Annotated in this window: 13 protein-coding genes; 9 read left to right on the forward strand and 4 right to left on the reverse strand. The window is 36.7% G+C overall.

Features of this window, described 5'->3' with window-relative positions; genetic code table 11:
• Positions 1-10 precede the first annotated feature (10 nt).
• From FJR04_RS08995 to FJR04_RS09020, 6 genes are all read left to right on the forward strand, one after another.
• Positions 11-1,594, forward strand: a complete 1,584-nt coding sequence (locus FJR04_RS08995) for a mechanosensitive ion channel family protein (protein WP_168493772.1) — start codon at positions 11-13, stop codon at positions 1,592-1,594.
• A gap of 305 nt (positions 1,595-1,899) precedes the next feature.
• On the forward strand, positions 1,900-2,781 hold the full coding sequence (locus FJR04_RS09000) for a sterol desaturase family protein (RefSeq protein WP_168493774.1): 882 nt from the start codon (positions 1,900-1,902) through the stop codon (positions 2,779-2,781).
• 86 nt (positions 2,782-2,867) lie between these two features.
• Complete coding sequence (locus tag FJR04_RS09005) at positions 2,868-3,362, forward strand: DUF427 domain-containing protein (protein ID WP_168493776.1); 495 nt, start codon at positions 2,868-2,870, stop codon at positions 3,360-3,362.
• A gap of 140 nt (positions 3,363-3,502) precedes the next feature.
• Positions 3,503-3,679, forward strand: coding sequence for a hypothetical protein (locus FJR04_RS09010; protein WP_174763518.1), 177 nt, complete (start codon positions 3,503-3,505; stop codon positions 3,677-3,679).
• 207 nt (positions 3,680-3,886) lie between these two features.
• Positions 3,887-4,210: a nucleotidyltransferase domain-containing protein gene (locus FJR04_RS09015; protein ID WP_168493778.1), complete on the forward strand. Its 324-nt coding sequence runs from the start codon at positions 3,887-3,889 to the stop codon at positions 4,208-4,210.
• Complete coding sequence (locus tag FJR04_RS09020; protein ID WP_168493780.1) at positions 4,207-4,584, forward strand: HEPN domain-containing protein; 378 nt, start codon at positions 4,207-4,209, stop codon at positions 4,582-4,584. Before FJR04_RS09015 ends, FJR04_RS09020 begins: the two co-directional genes overlap by 4 nt.
• Before the next feature lie 36 nt (positions 4,585-4,620).
• On the opposite strand, the gene FJR04_RS09025 is transcribed toward FJR04_RS09020, so the two are convergent.
• Positions 4,621-6,147: a glycine betaine ABC transporter substrate-binding protein gene (locus tag FJR04_RS09025; RefSeq protein WP_168493782.1), complete on the reverse strand. Its 1,527-nt coding sequence runs from the start codon at positions 6,145-6,147 to the stop codon at positions 4,621-4,623.
• Between the two features lie 25 nt (positions 6,148-6,172).
• The gene (locus FJR04_RS09030; protein ID WP_168493783.1) at positions 6,173-6,940 is read right to left on the reverse strand and encodes an ATP-binding cassette domain-containing protein; all 768 of its coding nucleotides are present in this window, start codon (positions 6,938-6,940) and stop codon (positions 6,173-6,175) included.
• Between the two features lie 174 nt (positions 6,941-7,114).
• On the opposite strand from FJR04_RS09030, the gene mnmG reads away from it, so the two are divergent.
• From mnmG to FJR04_RS09045, 3 genes are all read left to right on the forward strand, one after another.
• Complete coding sequence (gene mnmG, locus FJR04_RS09035) at positions 7,115-9,052, forward strand: tRNA uridine-5-carboxymethylaminomethyl(34) synthesis enzyme MnmG (RefSeq protein ID WP_168493785.1); 1,938 nt, start codon at positions 7,115-7,117, stop codon at positions 9,050-9,052.
• Between the two features lie 283 nt (positions 9,053-9,335).
• On the forward strand, positions 9,336-9,818 hold the full coding sequence (locus FJR04_RS09040; RefSeq protein ID WP_168493787.1) for a hypothetical protein: 483 nt from the start codon (positions 9,336-9,338) through the stop codon (positions 9,816-9,818).
• A gap of 8 nt (positions 9,819-9,826) precedes the next feature.
• Entirely contained in the window at positions 9,827-10,207 is a 381-nt protein-coding gene (locus FJR04_RS09045) for a DUF423 domain-containing protein (RefSeq protein ID WP_168493789.1), read from the forward strand.
• Positions 10,208-10,279: 72 nt separating this feature from the next.
• Here FJR04_RS09045 and FJR04_RS09050 read toward each other — a convergent pair whose 3' ends face one another.
• Both FJR04_RS09050 and FJR04_RS09055 read right to left on the reverse strand, forming a co-directional pair.
• Positions 10,280-11,869, reverse strand: a complete 1,590-nt coding sequence (locus FJR04_RS09050; RefSeq protein ID WP_168493791.1) for a B12-binding domain-containing radical SAM protein — start codon at positions 11,867-11,869, stop codon at positions 10,280-10,282.
• A 155-nt stretch (positions 11,870-12,024) separates the two neighbouring features.
• On the reverse strand, positions 12,025-12,771 hold the full coding sequence (locus tag FJR04_RS09055) for a creatininase family protein (protein ID WP_168493794.1): 747 nt from the start codon (positions 12,769-12,771) through the stop codon (positions 12,025-12,027).
• Positions 12,772-12,867: the final 96 nt, after the last annotated feature.

The raw sequence follows: 12,867 nt of genomic DNA on the forward strand, positions 1-12,867 counted from the left end.
TCACCTAACTATGAACCTATTAATTATTTTGGCTGAAGTCGGCATTTTAATAATTGTTTTTCTACTATTAAGATGGCTTGTAGGTAAGTTATTCAAGCTGTTGGTTAGATTATCAATATTGAAGGGTGACGATGTAAAAATCAAAATTCTGCGCCGCAATATTACTGGTTTATTGTTGCTTACTTGCTTAGTGTTAAGCATTTTGATTGTCGGTGCTAATGGTTATCTGATCTATCGAGGTGAAGACATCCAACAATATACAATAGCCCTGATTCGCAAGATTCCATCAGGATTTTGGATGAGATTAGGAATTGGTATTGCTGAAAGTAGTGTTGTTGTAATTGCAGCAATATTCGCTCTCAAAGTTATCAAATCTTGGTTAAAAATAGCTAGTAACCGCGCTAAGAACTTAGATCAAAATACCGCCGATGATGAAAGTATTGACGCTTTTTTTACCGCACTCAATCAAAGAATCAGAGGTGGAATTTGGTTATGGGTTCTGATTGCTTGTACACAATTTCTCAAATTACCCGCAGTAGTTTCTGAATATCTATATATCGCACTGCGGATTTATTTGATCATTAGTGTGGGATTACTCATTCTCAAAGCAGTTGCGGCCATTGTTGACACTCTAGATGTTCTGAGCGTTAGATACTCCAGTCCTGATAATCTATTAAGATTTTATGATCGTCTCCAACACCTGATTCCTTTTTTGAAACGGTGTTTAGAATTTGTGATTTACGTCTGCACTGTCACATTAGTAATTCAGCAGGTGCAGTTAATAGCCAAGCTGGCTACTTTTGGTTTAAAAATTATCAAAATCATCGCTATCATTTTCATAAGTCGTGTGATGTTTGAGGTGATTTACTTATTACTAGAAGAGGTGCTTTTCAAAGATCAGGATTTGACTGACACCCAAAAAAGTAGACGCTTAACTATGATTCCTTTGTTTCGTAGTTTATTACAATATTTAATTTACTTCAGTGTTGCAATTTCCATTCTCTATATTCTTGATATTAATCCTACTCCTATTCTAGCTGGTGCTGGGATTGTTGGTATCGCTGTGGGGTTAGGCGCACAAACATTAATTAATGATATAGTTTGTGGCTTTTTTATTCTTTTTGAAAATTACTATTTGGTAGGTGACTATATTGAAGCTGGGAAAGCTGAAGAGAAAACAGTAGAAGGTACTGTTGAAGCCATCGAACTGAGAACTACCCGTATTAGACATCCCAATGGTCAATTGCAAATTATTCGTAATGGGGATATTGGCTCAATTACCAATTACTCCAAACAGTACATATTTGCAGTAGTAGAAGTTTATGTACCTTACAATTCTAATTTAACTCATATATATCAAGTGATTGAAGAAATAGGACAGCAGTTAAAAACAAATGATCCAGATGTCCTTGAACCCACCCTAGTAGATGGGGTAGAAAGTATGGGTGAATCTAATTTGTTGCTGCGAACTTTGACAAAGGTAAAACCAGGAAAACATATTCAGATCCAGCGAATTCTGCGGAAAATGTTTATGGATACTCTATTGGTGGAAGGTATTCTCCTTCCTGCTGGTAATGAAAGTAAGGAAGATTAATTTGATATACTCTGAGTGATTGAATCCTCATTCTTCACAAATGTGGGCAAATTAGGCAATTAGTTAAGTTTTGTTTTTAGGATGCCTCTTAAATTCACCAACAATGATATTCTCTATAACAATAATATCAAGATACTTCTTTACATCTTGAATTATAGCGTTTCCTAATCACATGAGGTATATCATAGCCCCCTCATCGCTTGCGGGGAGGGGGTTGGGGGTGGGGTTCTTGTACCTCACTCAACCGAGAAACGCTATATCTTATCTCTAGACATTGACTGAGATGATTTTCATGGGTTATAAAAATGCAAAAGTTCTTTAATTGCTGTTTAGAGTTAGAATTTTATTTTAAGATTGCTATTAGTTGTACAATTGTTCAGCAAGTATTTTATTTTCTGTTCAATAATATAGAACTTAATTTTATCACCCAGGTATTACTATACTGGCTGATTGGTTCTATCTCATTTTATGTGATTGGGTTTTTCATTGAAAAATTCATCAAAAGTAAAGATAGTTTAACTAAAAAATTAACTGCAAGAGTTAAGAAAGTCAAAAAGCAATCATTTCCTGCTTTTACTTTAAAAGGTATAATTACAGGAGAAATTAAAAGTTTAATAGCAGCATTAATCATACTATATTTAGCTCCAGAAGTTCATAGAGATAATAATTTAATTCTAAATTTTGGATGGTTTTTGATGAGAATAGTTGCGGCTGATTTCTGCTTTTATGTAGCCCATAGATTATTTCATACAAAATCATTTCTCAAAATTCATCTTAAACATCATGAATTTCAAGATACATCAAGTTTTGTAGCTGGACATAAAAGCCTTCTGGAATATATTATTGTTACCATCACAGATGTTTTACCTATCCTTATTTTTGGATATGATATAACTCAACTTTGTGCATGGACTTTGATAGGTAATATTTATAATTTAGAAGGACATAGTTCTTTATCAATATTTTTTATTCCCTCAGATTTTCATGACCTTCATCACACTGGTTTCAATGGAAATTATGGCATTCATGGCTTTTGGGATAGAGTATTTAATACACTAAATCCTATTAATAAGAAGCCGGGAATTATGTTTCCTGTAAGTTTGATTGAGTATAAAACTATGAAATTATTTAGTAGTATAGATAAATATAATTCTTTTGATAATCATGATTACGAATCTAAAATATAACGAAGTAAAAGATATACTGTAGAATTAGATTAATAAGAATTTATTGGAAATTCTAATTTCCACTTCAGAAAAGGAACTTACTCACAATGAGACCAAATCCCATTCCCCCACAACCCGGTCAAGAATCTGTTTGGGACTATCCCCGTCCAGCGATTTTGGAAGATACCGACAAACATCTAAAAATCATTTACAATGATATCGTTTTAGCAGAAACTAATAAAGCAAAAAGAGTTTTAGAAACTAGTCATCCTCCTGGTTATTATATTCCTGCTGAAGATATTAAATTAGAATATTTAATAGCTACACCTAGAAAAACTATGTGTGAATGGAAAGGTATATCTGAATATTATGATGTTTCTGTGGGGGATAAATATGTAAATAATGCTGCTTGGCGATATATTCAACCTACTCCTAATTTTCAATCCATCCAAGAATACTATAGTTTTTATCCTGGTTTAATGGATGCTTGTTATGTGAATGATGAGTTAGTTAAAGCTCAATCTGGTGGTTTTTATGGGGGATGGATTACTTCTGATATTGTTGGACCCTTTAAAGGTGAACCAGGTACTTGGGGATGGTAAATAATGAAAATTTCAGTTGTCAAAATTGATAGTTTGACAATTCATGAACATCATCTAGAAATAATCTATACAATTTATTTGATGATATAGATTTAATTCCTACTTTCCGAAAAATAGAAATTGAGGAAAGTAGGTTATTTATGAAAAGATGTTTGGAGAAATGTTTAACAGGTAAAGCTTTAGATATGTTTACGGAGGAAATTTTATCATATACAAGAATTGATTGGGATAAAATAGAGGATAGATATAATTACGTTTACGCAACAGAACACGCTATACCTAATTGGATATTTGATAAAATTAAGGAACAGTTGTAAAAACTAACTACCCGACTTCCTGGTTATTACATTTCCGCTGAAGTACAAATTTATCTGCGTTTATCTGCGTTTATCATCTTCTATCTGCGGTTAATTCTTTCTTCGGTGTACCTCGCTTAGATAAGAATCGCTATATTACGGGTTGCGATAAAATAGTATTTATAGACCGAAACCCAATCATCTGAAACCAAAGGAATGATTTAAGCAATGAAAAAATCACAGCTTGATCTCATATTACAAGAAGTTAAACAAGCGTTACAAGAACTTTATCAAAACCAACTGGAAGCAATTATTCTATATGGTTCTCAAGCGAGGGAAGACGCTAAAGAATTTTCTGATATTGATATTCTCGTTGTTCTGAAATCAGAGATTAACCCCTATCATGAAATTGATAAAACCAGTCAGATAATCTCCAATATTTGTCTAAACAACGATGTTGTTATTTCTCGTCACTTTATTTCTTCAGCAAAGTTTGAAAATGAAAATACTCCCTTTAATTATAATGTCAAAAAAGAAGGCATTTTTCTATGACATCTCAGGAGAAAAAATTTATAAAAAAAGCTAAAGAAAGCTTACTAGCTTCCGAGATTCTAGCAGAAAATAAATTATATAACTTTGCTGCTTCCAGAGCTTACTATACCATGTTTTATATTGCTGAAGCCTTTTTGTGGCAGCAAGAGTTAACTTTTTCAAGTCATTCTGCTGTGATTTCATGTTTTGGTAGAGAAGTTGCTAAAAAAGGAATTGTTCCCCTGGAGTTTCACCGTTATTTGATTGATGCTCAAGATAAAAGGACACAAGGAGATTATAGTATTGATGATACCCTTCAGTTGAGTGAGGAAGATGTGAGAATTTTGATTGAACAAAGCAAAAAATTTATTGAAATTGCCGAAAAAACTTTATAAAAAGGTTTATATTTTTGAGAATCAAACATCTGAAAATTATAACTTTTGAGATTTTAACCACTCCCTCACTACTTCTGAAACAGGTTGAGATTGATTATCTACTTGATAATTCATCTTTTGTATTTCAGTTGTAGAAATTTTACCAGCTAATTGATTAATGGTATCTGTAAGTTCTGGATATTTTTGCAGAATTTCTTGATTAAAAATAGGTACAGCTTGATATGGTGGAAAGTATTTTTTATCATCTTCTAAAATAACTAAGTTTAAAACTGGAATTAAGCCATCTGTAGAGTTTGCAGCGATAAAATCTACTTGTTTTTCCTTTAAAGCTTGATACATTAATCCTAATTCCATTTGTTTAATGTTGGCAAAATTTAAGCCATAAGTTTTAGATAAACCTGGAAAACCGTCTGCACGTTCTAAAAATTCATAACCAAAACCTGCTTGCATTTGAGGAGTATATTTAGCAGCTTCCGATAAAGTTTTGATTTGCAATTTTGTTGCATCTTCACCACGAATAATCATAGCAAAGGTATTTTCAAACCCTAAAGATGGCATAACTGTTAATTTATATTGATCTTGATATTCTTTTTTAACTTTTTCATAAACAAGTTGAGGATCTGTAATTACTTTTTCTTTTAAAACTGCTGTAAATGCTGTACCTGTATATTCTACATAACCTGCTATTTTACCCACTTTCACTGCTTCATGAGCAATAAATGTTCCACCTAAATTAAAACGACGATCTACTTTTAATTTTGTGTGAGTTTCTATTTGTTGAGCGAGAATTTCTCCTAAAATAACTTGTTCTGTGAAATTTTTTGAACCGATAATAATTGTTGCTGGTTTTTGTTGATAGTTAAATGCTATTAATCCGGCTATAATTAAACCGATTATTCCTAGAATGATACCTATTTGTTGATTAAACTTACCTTTATTTTCTGTTTGTTTAGTTAGATTTTTTTCTAATAATCCTAAACCAAAATCTGCACTCAAAGCAATAAAAGCAGCGGGGACAGCACCTGCTAAAATCAATTCATTATTAACTGTAGAAATACCGCGAAAAATAAATACTCCTAAACCACCACCACCAATAGCAGCAGCAATTGTGGCAATTCCTACAGATATCACAGTTGCAACTCTCACACCTGCTAAAATAACTGGTAAAGCTAGAGGAATTTCTACTTGTAATAATAATTGTTGATCTGTCATTCCCATCCCTACACCAGCTTCTTTAATGGCGGGATTAATGCTATTAATGCCAATAAAAGTATTACGAATAATGGGTAATAATGCGTAAAGGGTCAAAGCAAATATAGCGGGAGTTTTACCAATTCCTCCCAGAAAAGGAACAGAAATTAAAAAACCAAAGATGGCTAAACTAGGGATAGTTTGAATGGCGTTTGCTAAACCAAGAATAGGAGAAGCTAATTTTGGTTGACGAGTGATGAAAATTCCCACAGGAAGACCAATGGAAATAGCTACAGTCATAGCTATTATGACTAATACTAAATGTTCTCCACTGCGAAGAATAATTTCTGAAGCATATTGAAATAAAAACATAATTTCTGTATTTGTTTCTCTAATTTTAATTAAGGTTTTCCCAACTATTGGCAGTATTTAAACAAGCCAAAAAAGCTTTCGCTTCTGGATGTTGAGATTGGATAAATTCTCTTCTCGTTCCTAAAAATACTAAATTACCTGCATACATTAAACCAATTCTAGTTGCTAAAAAGAAAGCCTCTTGAATATCATGGGTGACAAATATCACGGTTTTTCCTAATTGTCTTTGCAAATGTTGAAACTGTTGTTGTAATTCCAAACGAGTAATAGGATCAAGTGCGCCAAAAGGTTCATCCATTAATAAGATTGGTGGATCTGCGGCTAAAGCCCTTGCAACTCCCACTCTTTGACGCTGACCTCCTGATAGTTGATGGGGATAACGTTGAGCAAATTGTTTAGGTTCTAGTCCCACTAAGTCTAACATTTCATATATTCGTGCCTCAATTTTCTGTGGTGACCATTTTTCTAAAGATGGGACAAGTCCGACATTTTCCCCAACTGTAAAATGAGGAAACAAACCTGTTTCTTGGATGACATAACCAATCCGTCTTCGTAGTTTAATAGCATCCCAGTTAGTCGTCGGCCGGGAACTTACTAAAACCTGTCCTTGGGTGGGTACAAGGAGATGATTAATTAATTTTAAAGTTGTGGTTTTGCCACTTCCACTACGCCCCAATAAAATTAAGGCTTCTCCTTGATAAATGCTAAGATTTAGATGAGATAATAAGGGACGGTAGTTAATTTCCAAACTGACATCCTGAAATTCAACGGCGATTTCTGATATTGAAGACATTTTGATATTTGAATTATTGGGGATTTTTTCACTGAATCAGGTTGAACAAATAATGATTTTTCCCGGCTATTACTGTAGCCAAGGTAATAAAAACTGAAAGTTACTTTCAATATAAGCTAGAATACTGACTGTAACTAGCTTTTTTAACTTTTAATTTTTAATTCTTAATTGGTTATGACTATGCACAATTCACTTGAATTCCAAGATGCTTATGATGTAATTGTCGTCGGTGCAGGTCACTCCGGTTGCGAAGCCGCACTTGCTACTGCCCGTCTCGGTTGTCGAACTTTGCTATTGACCCTAAATTTAGATAAAATCGCGTGGCAACCCTGTAACCCCGCAGTAGGTGGACCTGCCAAGTCGCAATTAACCCATGAAATAGATGCTTTAGGTGGGGAAATTGGCAAGATAGCAGACCGGACATATCTGCAAAAACGCATTCTCAATTCTTCACGGGGCCCGGCAGTATGGGCATTACGGGCGCAAACTGATAAAAGAGAATATGCGGCAGTAATGAAGGGAATTGTCGAAAATCAAGAGAATTTGACAATTCGGGAAGGTATGGTTACAGATTTGATTTTGGACGCTGATGATCAAGTTATTGGTTTAGAAACTTATTTTGGCGTATCTTTTCATTGCAAAGCAGTGATTCTCACCACTGGCACATTTTTAGGTGGGAAAATTTGGGTGGGGAATAAATCAATGCCCGCAGGACGCGCAGGAGAGTTTGCAGCGGAAGGATTGACACAAACTCTCAACCGTTTGGGATTTGAAACCGGCAGACTGAAAACCGGGACACCAGCGCGGGTTGATAAGCGTTCTGTGGATTACAGTAAAATGGAGATTCAACCGGGAGATGAGTCTGTGCGTTGGTTTAGTTTTGACCCCGAAGTGTGGGTAGAACGGGAACAAATGCCTTGTCACATGACCCGGACAACTCCAGAAACTCATCGTTTAATTCGGGAAAATTTGCACCTGTCACCTGTGTACGGTGGTTGGGTGGAAGCAAAAGGACCTCGCTATTGTCCGAGTATTGAAGATAAAATTGTCCGCTTTGCTGATAAAGAAAGTCACCAAATCTTTATTGAACCGGAAGGAAGAGATATTCCGGAATTGTATATTCAAGGTTTTTCTACTGGTTTACCGGAAACTTTGCAAATTTTGATGTTGCGAAGTTTGACTGGTTTGGAAAATTGTGTAATGTTGCGGCCTGCCTATGCAGTAGAGTATGATTACTTACCTGCAACTCAGTGTTATCCTACGTTGATGACTAAGAAAATACCGGGTTTATTTTGTGCAGGACAGGTAAACGGGACGACCGGTTATGAAGAAGCTGCTGCTCAAGGGATAGTGGCGGGAATCAATGCAGCGCGGTTTGTGCGGGGTGAGGAAATGATTATTTTCCCTCGTGAACAAAGTTATATTGGCACGTTGATTGATGACCTGTGTACGAAGGATTTACGCGAACCTTATCGAATGCTCACCAGTCGGTCAGAGTATCGGTTATTACTACGATCTGATAATGCTGATATCCGTATGACACCATTAGGACGGGAAATAGGTTTAATTGACGATCGCCGCTGGGATTTGTATAGTCAAAAACAAGAGCAAATTACAGCGGAGAAAAAACGCCTCCAGGCAACTAGAATAAAAGAGCATGAGGCAGTGGGACAAGCGATCGCTCACGATACCCAAGAAGCAATTAGAGGTTCTATTACCCTGGCTGATTTACTGCGTCGTTCGGGTATCCATTACGTGGACTTAGAACGCCACGGACTCGGCAACCCTACCCTCAAGCAAGCGGAAAAAGATGGGGCAGAAATTGACATCAAATACGCTGGTTATTTAGCAAGACAGCAAAATCAAATTGACCAAGTTGCCCGTCAAGCAAATCGCCAATTACCTGGTGATTTAGACTATTCAGCCATTGAGACTCTATCTAAAGAATCCAGAGAAAAGCTGAATAAAGTTAAACCCCTGACTATTGGACAAGCAGCGAGAATTGGCGGAGTTAACCCAGCAGATATCAATGCCTTATTGATATATTTGGAAATAGCTAAAAACAAAAATCTTCATCCCAATTCCACGCAAGTTCCAGTAATTTCAGGGTAATCCAACTCTTCACTCAAAATAAAAACCACTCTTAATCGAGTGGCTTTTAACAATTATTCAGCAAACCCCATATAGCATATGTGAATTTTGAAAAAATCTAAGTATTTGTAAGGTGCGTAAAGCTATTGCGATCGCATAACGCACCATTAATCAAGTTTACGGTAGGTTACTACGTATCTTGATGGCTTTACCTCCCGGAAAGGATACAAAAATCAAATATTAGTGGAAGCTTTTTGCAAGTGAGGTTAAAATCACAAGCAATGTCTAATTCTGAAGTGGAACTATGAAGACGGCTGAAAAATTGGCTGCTGGTTGGTTACTAACACTCGGATTCATGTTTTTGGCGATATCAGTATCAGAAATCATAGATAAATCGGCACAATCTGGGGTGAAAGTATATCCTGTCGAGGGAGAACAGATATTTTCATCTCCAAATCCGGCTCAGACAAGTAAAGATGCTATTGTAGGGGGGATAATTTTTGGTGTTCCTAGCGCCATATTGGGTAGTTGGTTAGCATTAAGTTTGTACCAACAAAATCGCAAAGATAAACAAGTATTAAAGCAACAAAATAACGAACAATTGCGATCGCAATTTTATCAAACGTTACAACAAAATCAAGGAAGAGTAACTTTATTAAATTTTGCCATGCAATCTCAATTACCAGCAGCAGAAGCTAAAAAATATTTAGATGAGAAAGCTAAAGAATTCAATGCGAATTTTCAAGTAACAGAAGAAGGGGCTGTATCATATCATTTTGATGTGTAATAGGTCTGATGACACAGATTTTTTTAACTATAGCCGCCATTTTTGGCGGTTTGTCTGTTGCTGGTGGTGCTTTTGGCGCTCATGCTTTGCGGGAAAAAATTAGCGCCCGTTCCCTGGAAATATTTGATACTGGCGCTCGTTATCAAATGTACCACGCGATCGCACTGTTGTTAGTTGCCATTCTCATGATTCGGTTAGAAAATCCACCAACTACACTTTTAGTGAGTGGTTGGTTATTTATTATTGGTGTCGTGATTTTTTCAGGTAGCTTGTATGCTATCAGCTTAACAGGAATCAAATCTTTAGGAGCGATCGCCCCACTCGGAGGATTAGCATTGATGGCTGGTTGGGCTGCTTTAGCTATAGCTGGTGCAACGATCAAGTTTTAATCCATAGACATTAAATATCCGGAATCTGAAACCCGTATAGAGACGTTCCATGGAACGTCTCTACTATTTCACTTAAACTAAAACTTGCGCTTTTTCCTCTTCCAGCTTTACCTCAGCTTCTGCTTTGAGAAACTCAGCTACTTGCGCCTCAATTTCATCCCGCACAATCTGACGATATTCTAAGAAATGCTCAATTTGAGCGCAAACAGCTAAATAACTACTAATACCACCTGGATTATGTTTGTACATATTCCACAGATTACGCCAGAATTGCCAACGGGTACTACGTAAAGCACCTTGTCGCCAGCAAATAGTCAACAAAGCCCGCAATACTTTCCAATTCAAGGGTTTTTTCGCACCTTTGCCCTTTTTCGGATAAGTTGCTTCGCCCAAAATCCGGAAGTGACGATAAGCACGATCTAAAAATCGTGATGGTTCGTAAAGTTCCCAAAACGCTTCTACATATTCACTAGCAATTTCTGGTAAAGGCCGAGTGGGGACAAAATTCATCAATGTGGTTTGATTGATATTCGCCGATTTACTCCGGAGTCGGTTTTCCTTGGCTAATCTATGCCACAATGCTGTATCTGGTAGGGCTTGCAGCATACTAAATAAAGCAGTGGGAATTGATGTTTGTTCAACAAATTTAACGATTCTTCCCCCAGCACCTGTTTTTTCACCATCAAATCCAATAATAAAACCTGCCATAACTCGTAACCCTGAGCGCGTAATTTTATATACGGCTTCGCTGAGGGAATCTCGTGTATTTTGGAATTTTTGAGTAAAAGCGAGACTTTCTTCGTCGGGGGTTTCAATACCCAAGAATACAGAACCGAAATTACACCTTACCATTGCATCCATCAATTCTTGATCTTGGGCTAAATCAACGGAAGCCTCTGTCGCAAAGGAGAAAGGATAGTGATGTGCAACCATCCAAGGTTCTAGTTCTTTCAAGAATAATTTAACGTTGCGTTTATTGCCGATGAAGTTATCATCTACCATAAAAATACTCCGTCGCCAACCTAACTCGTAAAGATAATCAAGTTCAGCCAGGAGTTGCGCTGGTGTTTTGGTGCGGGGTTTGCGACCATAGAGAACAATAATATCGCAGAATTCACACTGGAAGGGACAGCCACGGGAAAATTGTACCGACATTTCCGCATAAGCATCAAATTCCAGCAAGTCAAAGCGAGGAATAGGAGTGGTGCTGACATCTGGCTTTTCCCCACCAGAGCGAAACATTCCTGAAGACTCACCGCGAGAAATTGCTTCTATAAATAATGGTAAGGTAATTTCTCCCTCATCCAAAATCAAATAATCTGCACCCACGTCTGTCACTTCGTTAGGTAATGCTGTGGGATAAGGTCCACCTACAGCCACCCGCTTACCGCGACGTTTTGCTTCTTGAATTTGTGCCAGTAAATCTTCTTTTTGAACTATCATTGCTGATAAAATTACCAAATCAGCCCAAGCCCATTCTGCTTCCGTGATATCACGAATATTCCGATCTACTAGCTTAAAATTCCATTCTTGAGGTAAAATCGCTGCTACTGTCACCAAGCCCAGAGGGGGTAACATGGCTTTTCTGTCTAGCAAAGCTAGGGTTTTTTCAAAAGACCAAAAACTTTTGGGAAACAGTGGATATATAAGTAAAACATTCATTATTTTAATTGCTAACCCTGAATTTTGTTTGTAGGTTTATAACAAAGACTGAAAATACATTATGGATGTGCCAAGATTCCATTCTGTATAATTATATAATAAGTGATCCACTAGGAGTAGGGGCGCAGGGTCTGCGCCCAGTCAGGAGTCTAAATTTATTCCTCTTTGACAAAATCCAAATATCCTTTACTCAATTCCTCCACAGACAAATCATAAAACTGCTTCCCATGTTCTGGAGTTGCTAAATCTGGATTTGAACCCATGCGGCCATCTGGATAACGGGAACGAAAATCAACAGCACTATAAATTTTATGTCCACCAGCCACTTCTGGAGAAAGAGGAGCTTTTTTAATTGCTTCTGGATAAATGTATTGGGTAACAGCTACTTCGCTAGGGGTAGCATGAGAACCTTCTTGATCACCATACAATTCTTTGGCAAGTTTGTACACTGAACCACCCATAAACCAATTAGCAATTTGACATTGTACTTTTGCGGAATTGGGAATTTGTAAATCTTCTAAATGAGCATAAGTTTCCGAAAAAGCAGCTTTGAGAGTAGCAATATTTCCCCCATGTCCATTAATAAAATAGAACTTGGTAAAACCAGCTTTTACTAAACAAGTTAAATAATCTTTAACTACTAAAATTAATGTGCTAGGACGTAAACTAATTGTTCCGGGAAAAGCTGTATGATGTAATGCCATACCAACATTAATTGTTGGTGCTACCATTGCTTGAGTTGCTTCACCAACACCCTTTGATATAGATTCTGCACAAATTGCATCAGTACCGATTAATCCCGTTGGTCCATGTTGTTCTGTTGAACCAATTGGTACAATAATTCCTTGGGATTGTTGTAAATAAGTTTCAACTTCAGTCCAAGTGCTTAAATGTAAGAGCATTTTATTTTTAGAAGTTCAGGATTTCAGGAGACAGGATTCGTAGGGACGAAGCATTTGGTATAAGGGCGTTCGCGGATCGTGCTGGAAGCATTAATA

This window comes from Anabaena sp. UHCC 0204 (assembly GCF_009711975.1).
In the GTDB taxonomy this organism is placed as follows: Bacteria; Cyanobacteriota; Cyanobacteriia; order Cyanobacteriales; family Nostocaceae; genus Dolichospermum.

Excerpts from the sequence above, each read along its gene's own strand:
- FJR04_RS09040 (WP_168493787.1), top strand. The coding sequence starts at position 9,336 with ATGAAGACGGCTGAAAAATTGGCTGCTGGTTGGTTACTAACACTCGGA.
- FJR04_RS08995 (WP_168493772.1), top strand. The coding sequence starts at position 11 with ATGAACCTATTAATTATTTTGGCTGAAGTCGGCATTTTAATAATTGTT.
- FJR04_RS09020 (WP_168493780.1), top strand. The coding sequence starts at position 4,207 with ATGACATCTCAGGAGAAAAAATTTATAAAAAAAGCTAAAGAAAGCTTA.
- FJR04_RS09045 (WP_168493789.1), top strand. The coding sequence starts at position 9,827 with ATGACACAGATTTTTTTAACTATAGCCGCCATTTTTGGCGGTTTGTCT.
- mnmG (WP_168493785.1), top strand. The coding sequence starts at position 7,115 with ATGACTATGCACAATTCACTTGAATTCCAAGATGCTTATGATGTAATT.
- FJR04_RS09030 (WP_168493783.1), bottom strand. The coding sequence starts at position 6,940 with ATGTCTTCAATATCAGAAATCGCCGTTGAATTTCAGGATGTCAGTTTG.
- FJR04_RS09025 (WP_168493782.1), bottom strand. The coding sequence starts at position 6,147 with ATGTTTTTATTTCAATATGCTTCAGAAATTATTCTTCGCAGTGGAGAA.
- FJR04_RS09050 (WP_168493791.1), bottom strand. The coding sequence starts at position 11,869 with ATGAATGTTTTACTTATATATCCACTGTTTCCCAAAAGTTTTTGGTCT.
- FJR04_RS09055 (WP_168493794.1), bottom strand. The coding sequence starts at position 12,771 with ATGCTCTTACATTTAAGCACTTGGACTGAAGTTGAAACTTATTTACAA.
- FJR04_RS09015 (WP_168493778.1), top strand. The coding sequence starts at position 3,887 with ATGAAAAAATCACAGCTTGATCTCATATTACAAGAAGTTAAACAAGCG.
- FJR04_RS09010 (WP_174763518.1), top strand. The coding sequence starts at position 3,503 with ATGAAAAGATGTTTGGAGAAATGTTTAACAGGTAAAGCTTTAGATATG.
- FJR04_RS09005 (WP_168493776.1), top strand. The coding sequence starts at position 2,868 with ATGAGACCAAATCCCATTCCCCCACAACCCGGTCAAGAATCTGTTTGG.
- FJR04_RS09000 (WP_168493774.1), top strand. The coding sequence starts at position 1,900 with ATGCAAAAGTTCTTTAATTGCTGTTTAGAGTTAGAATTTTATTTTAAG.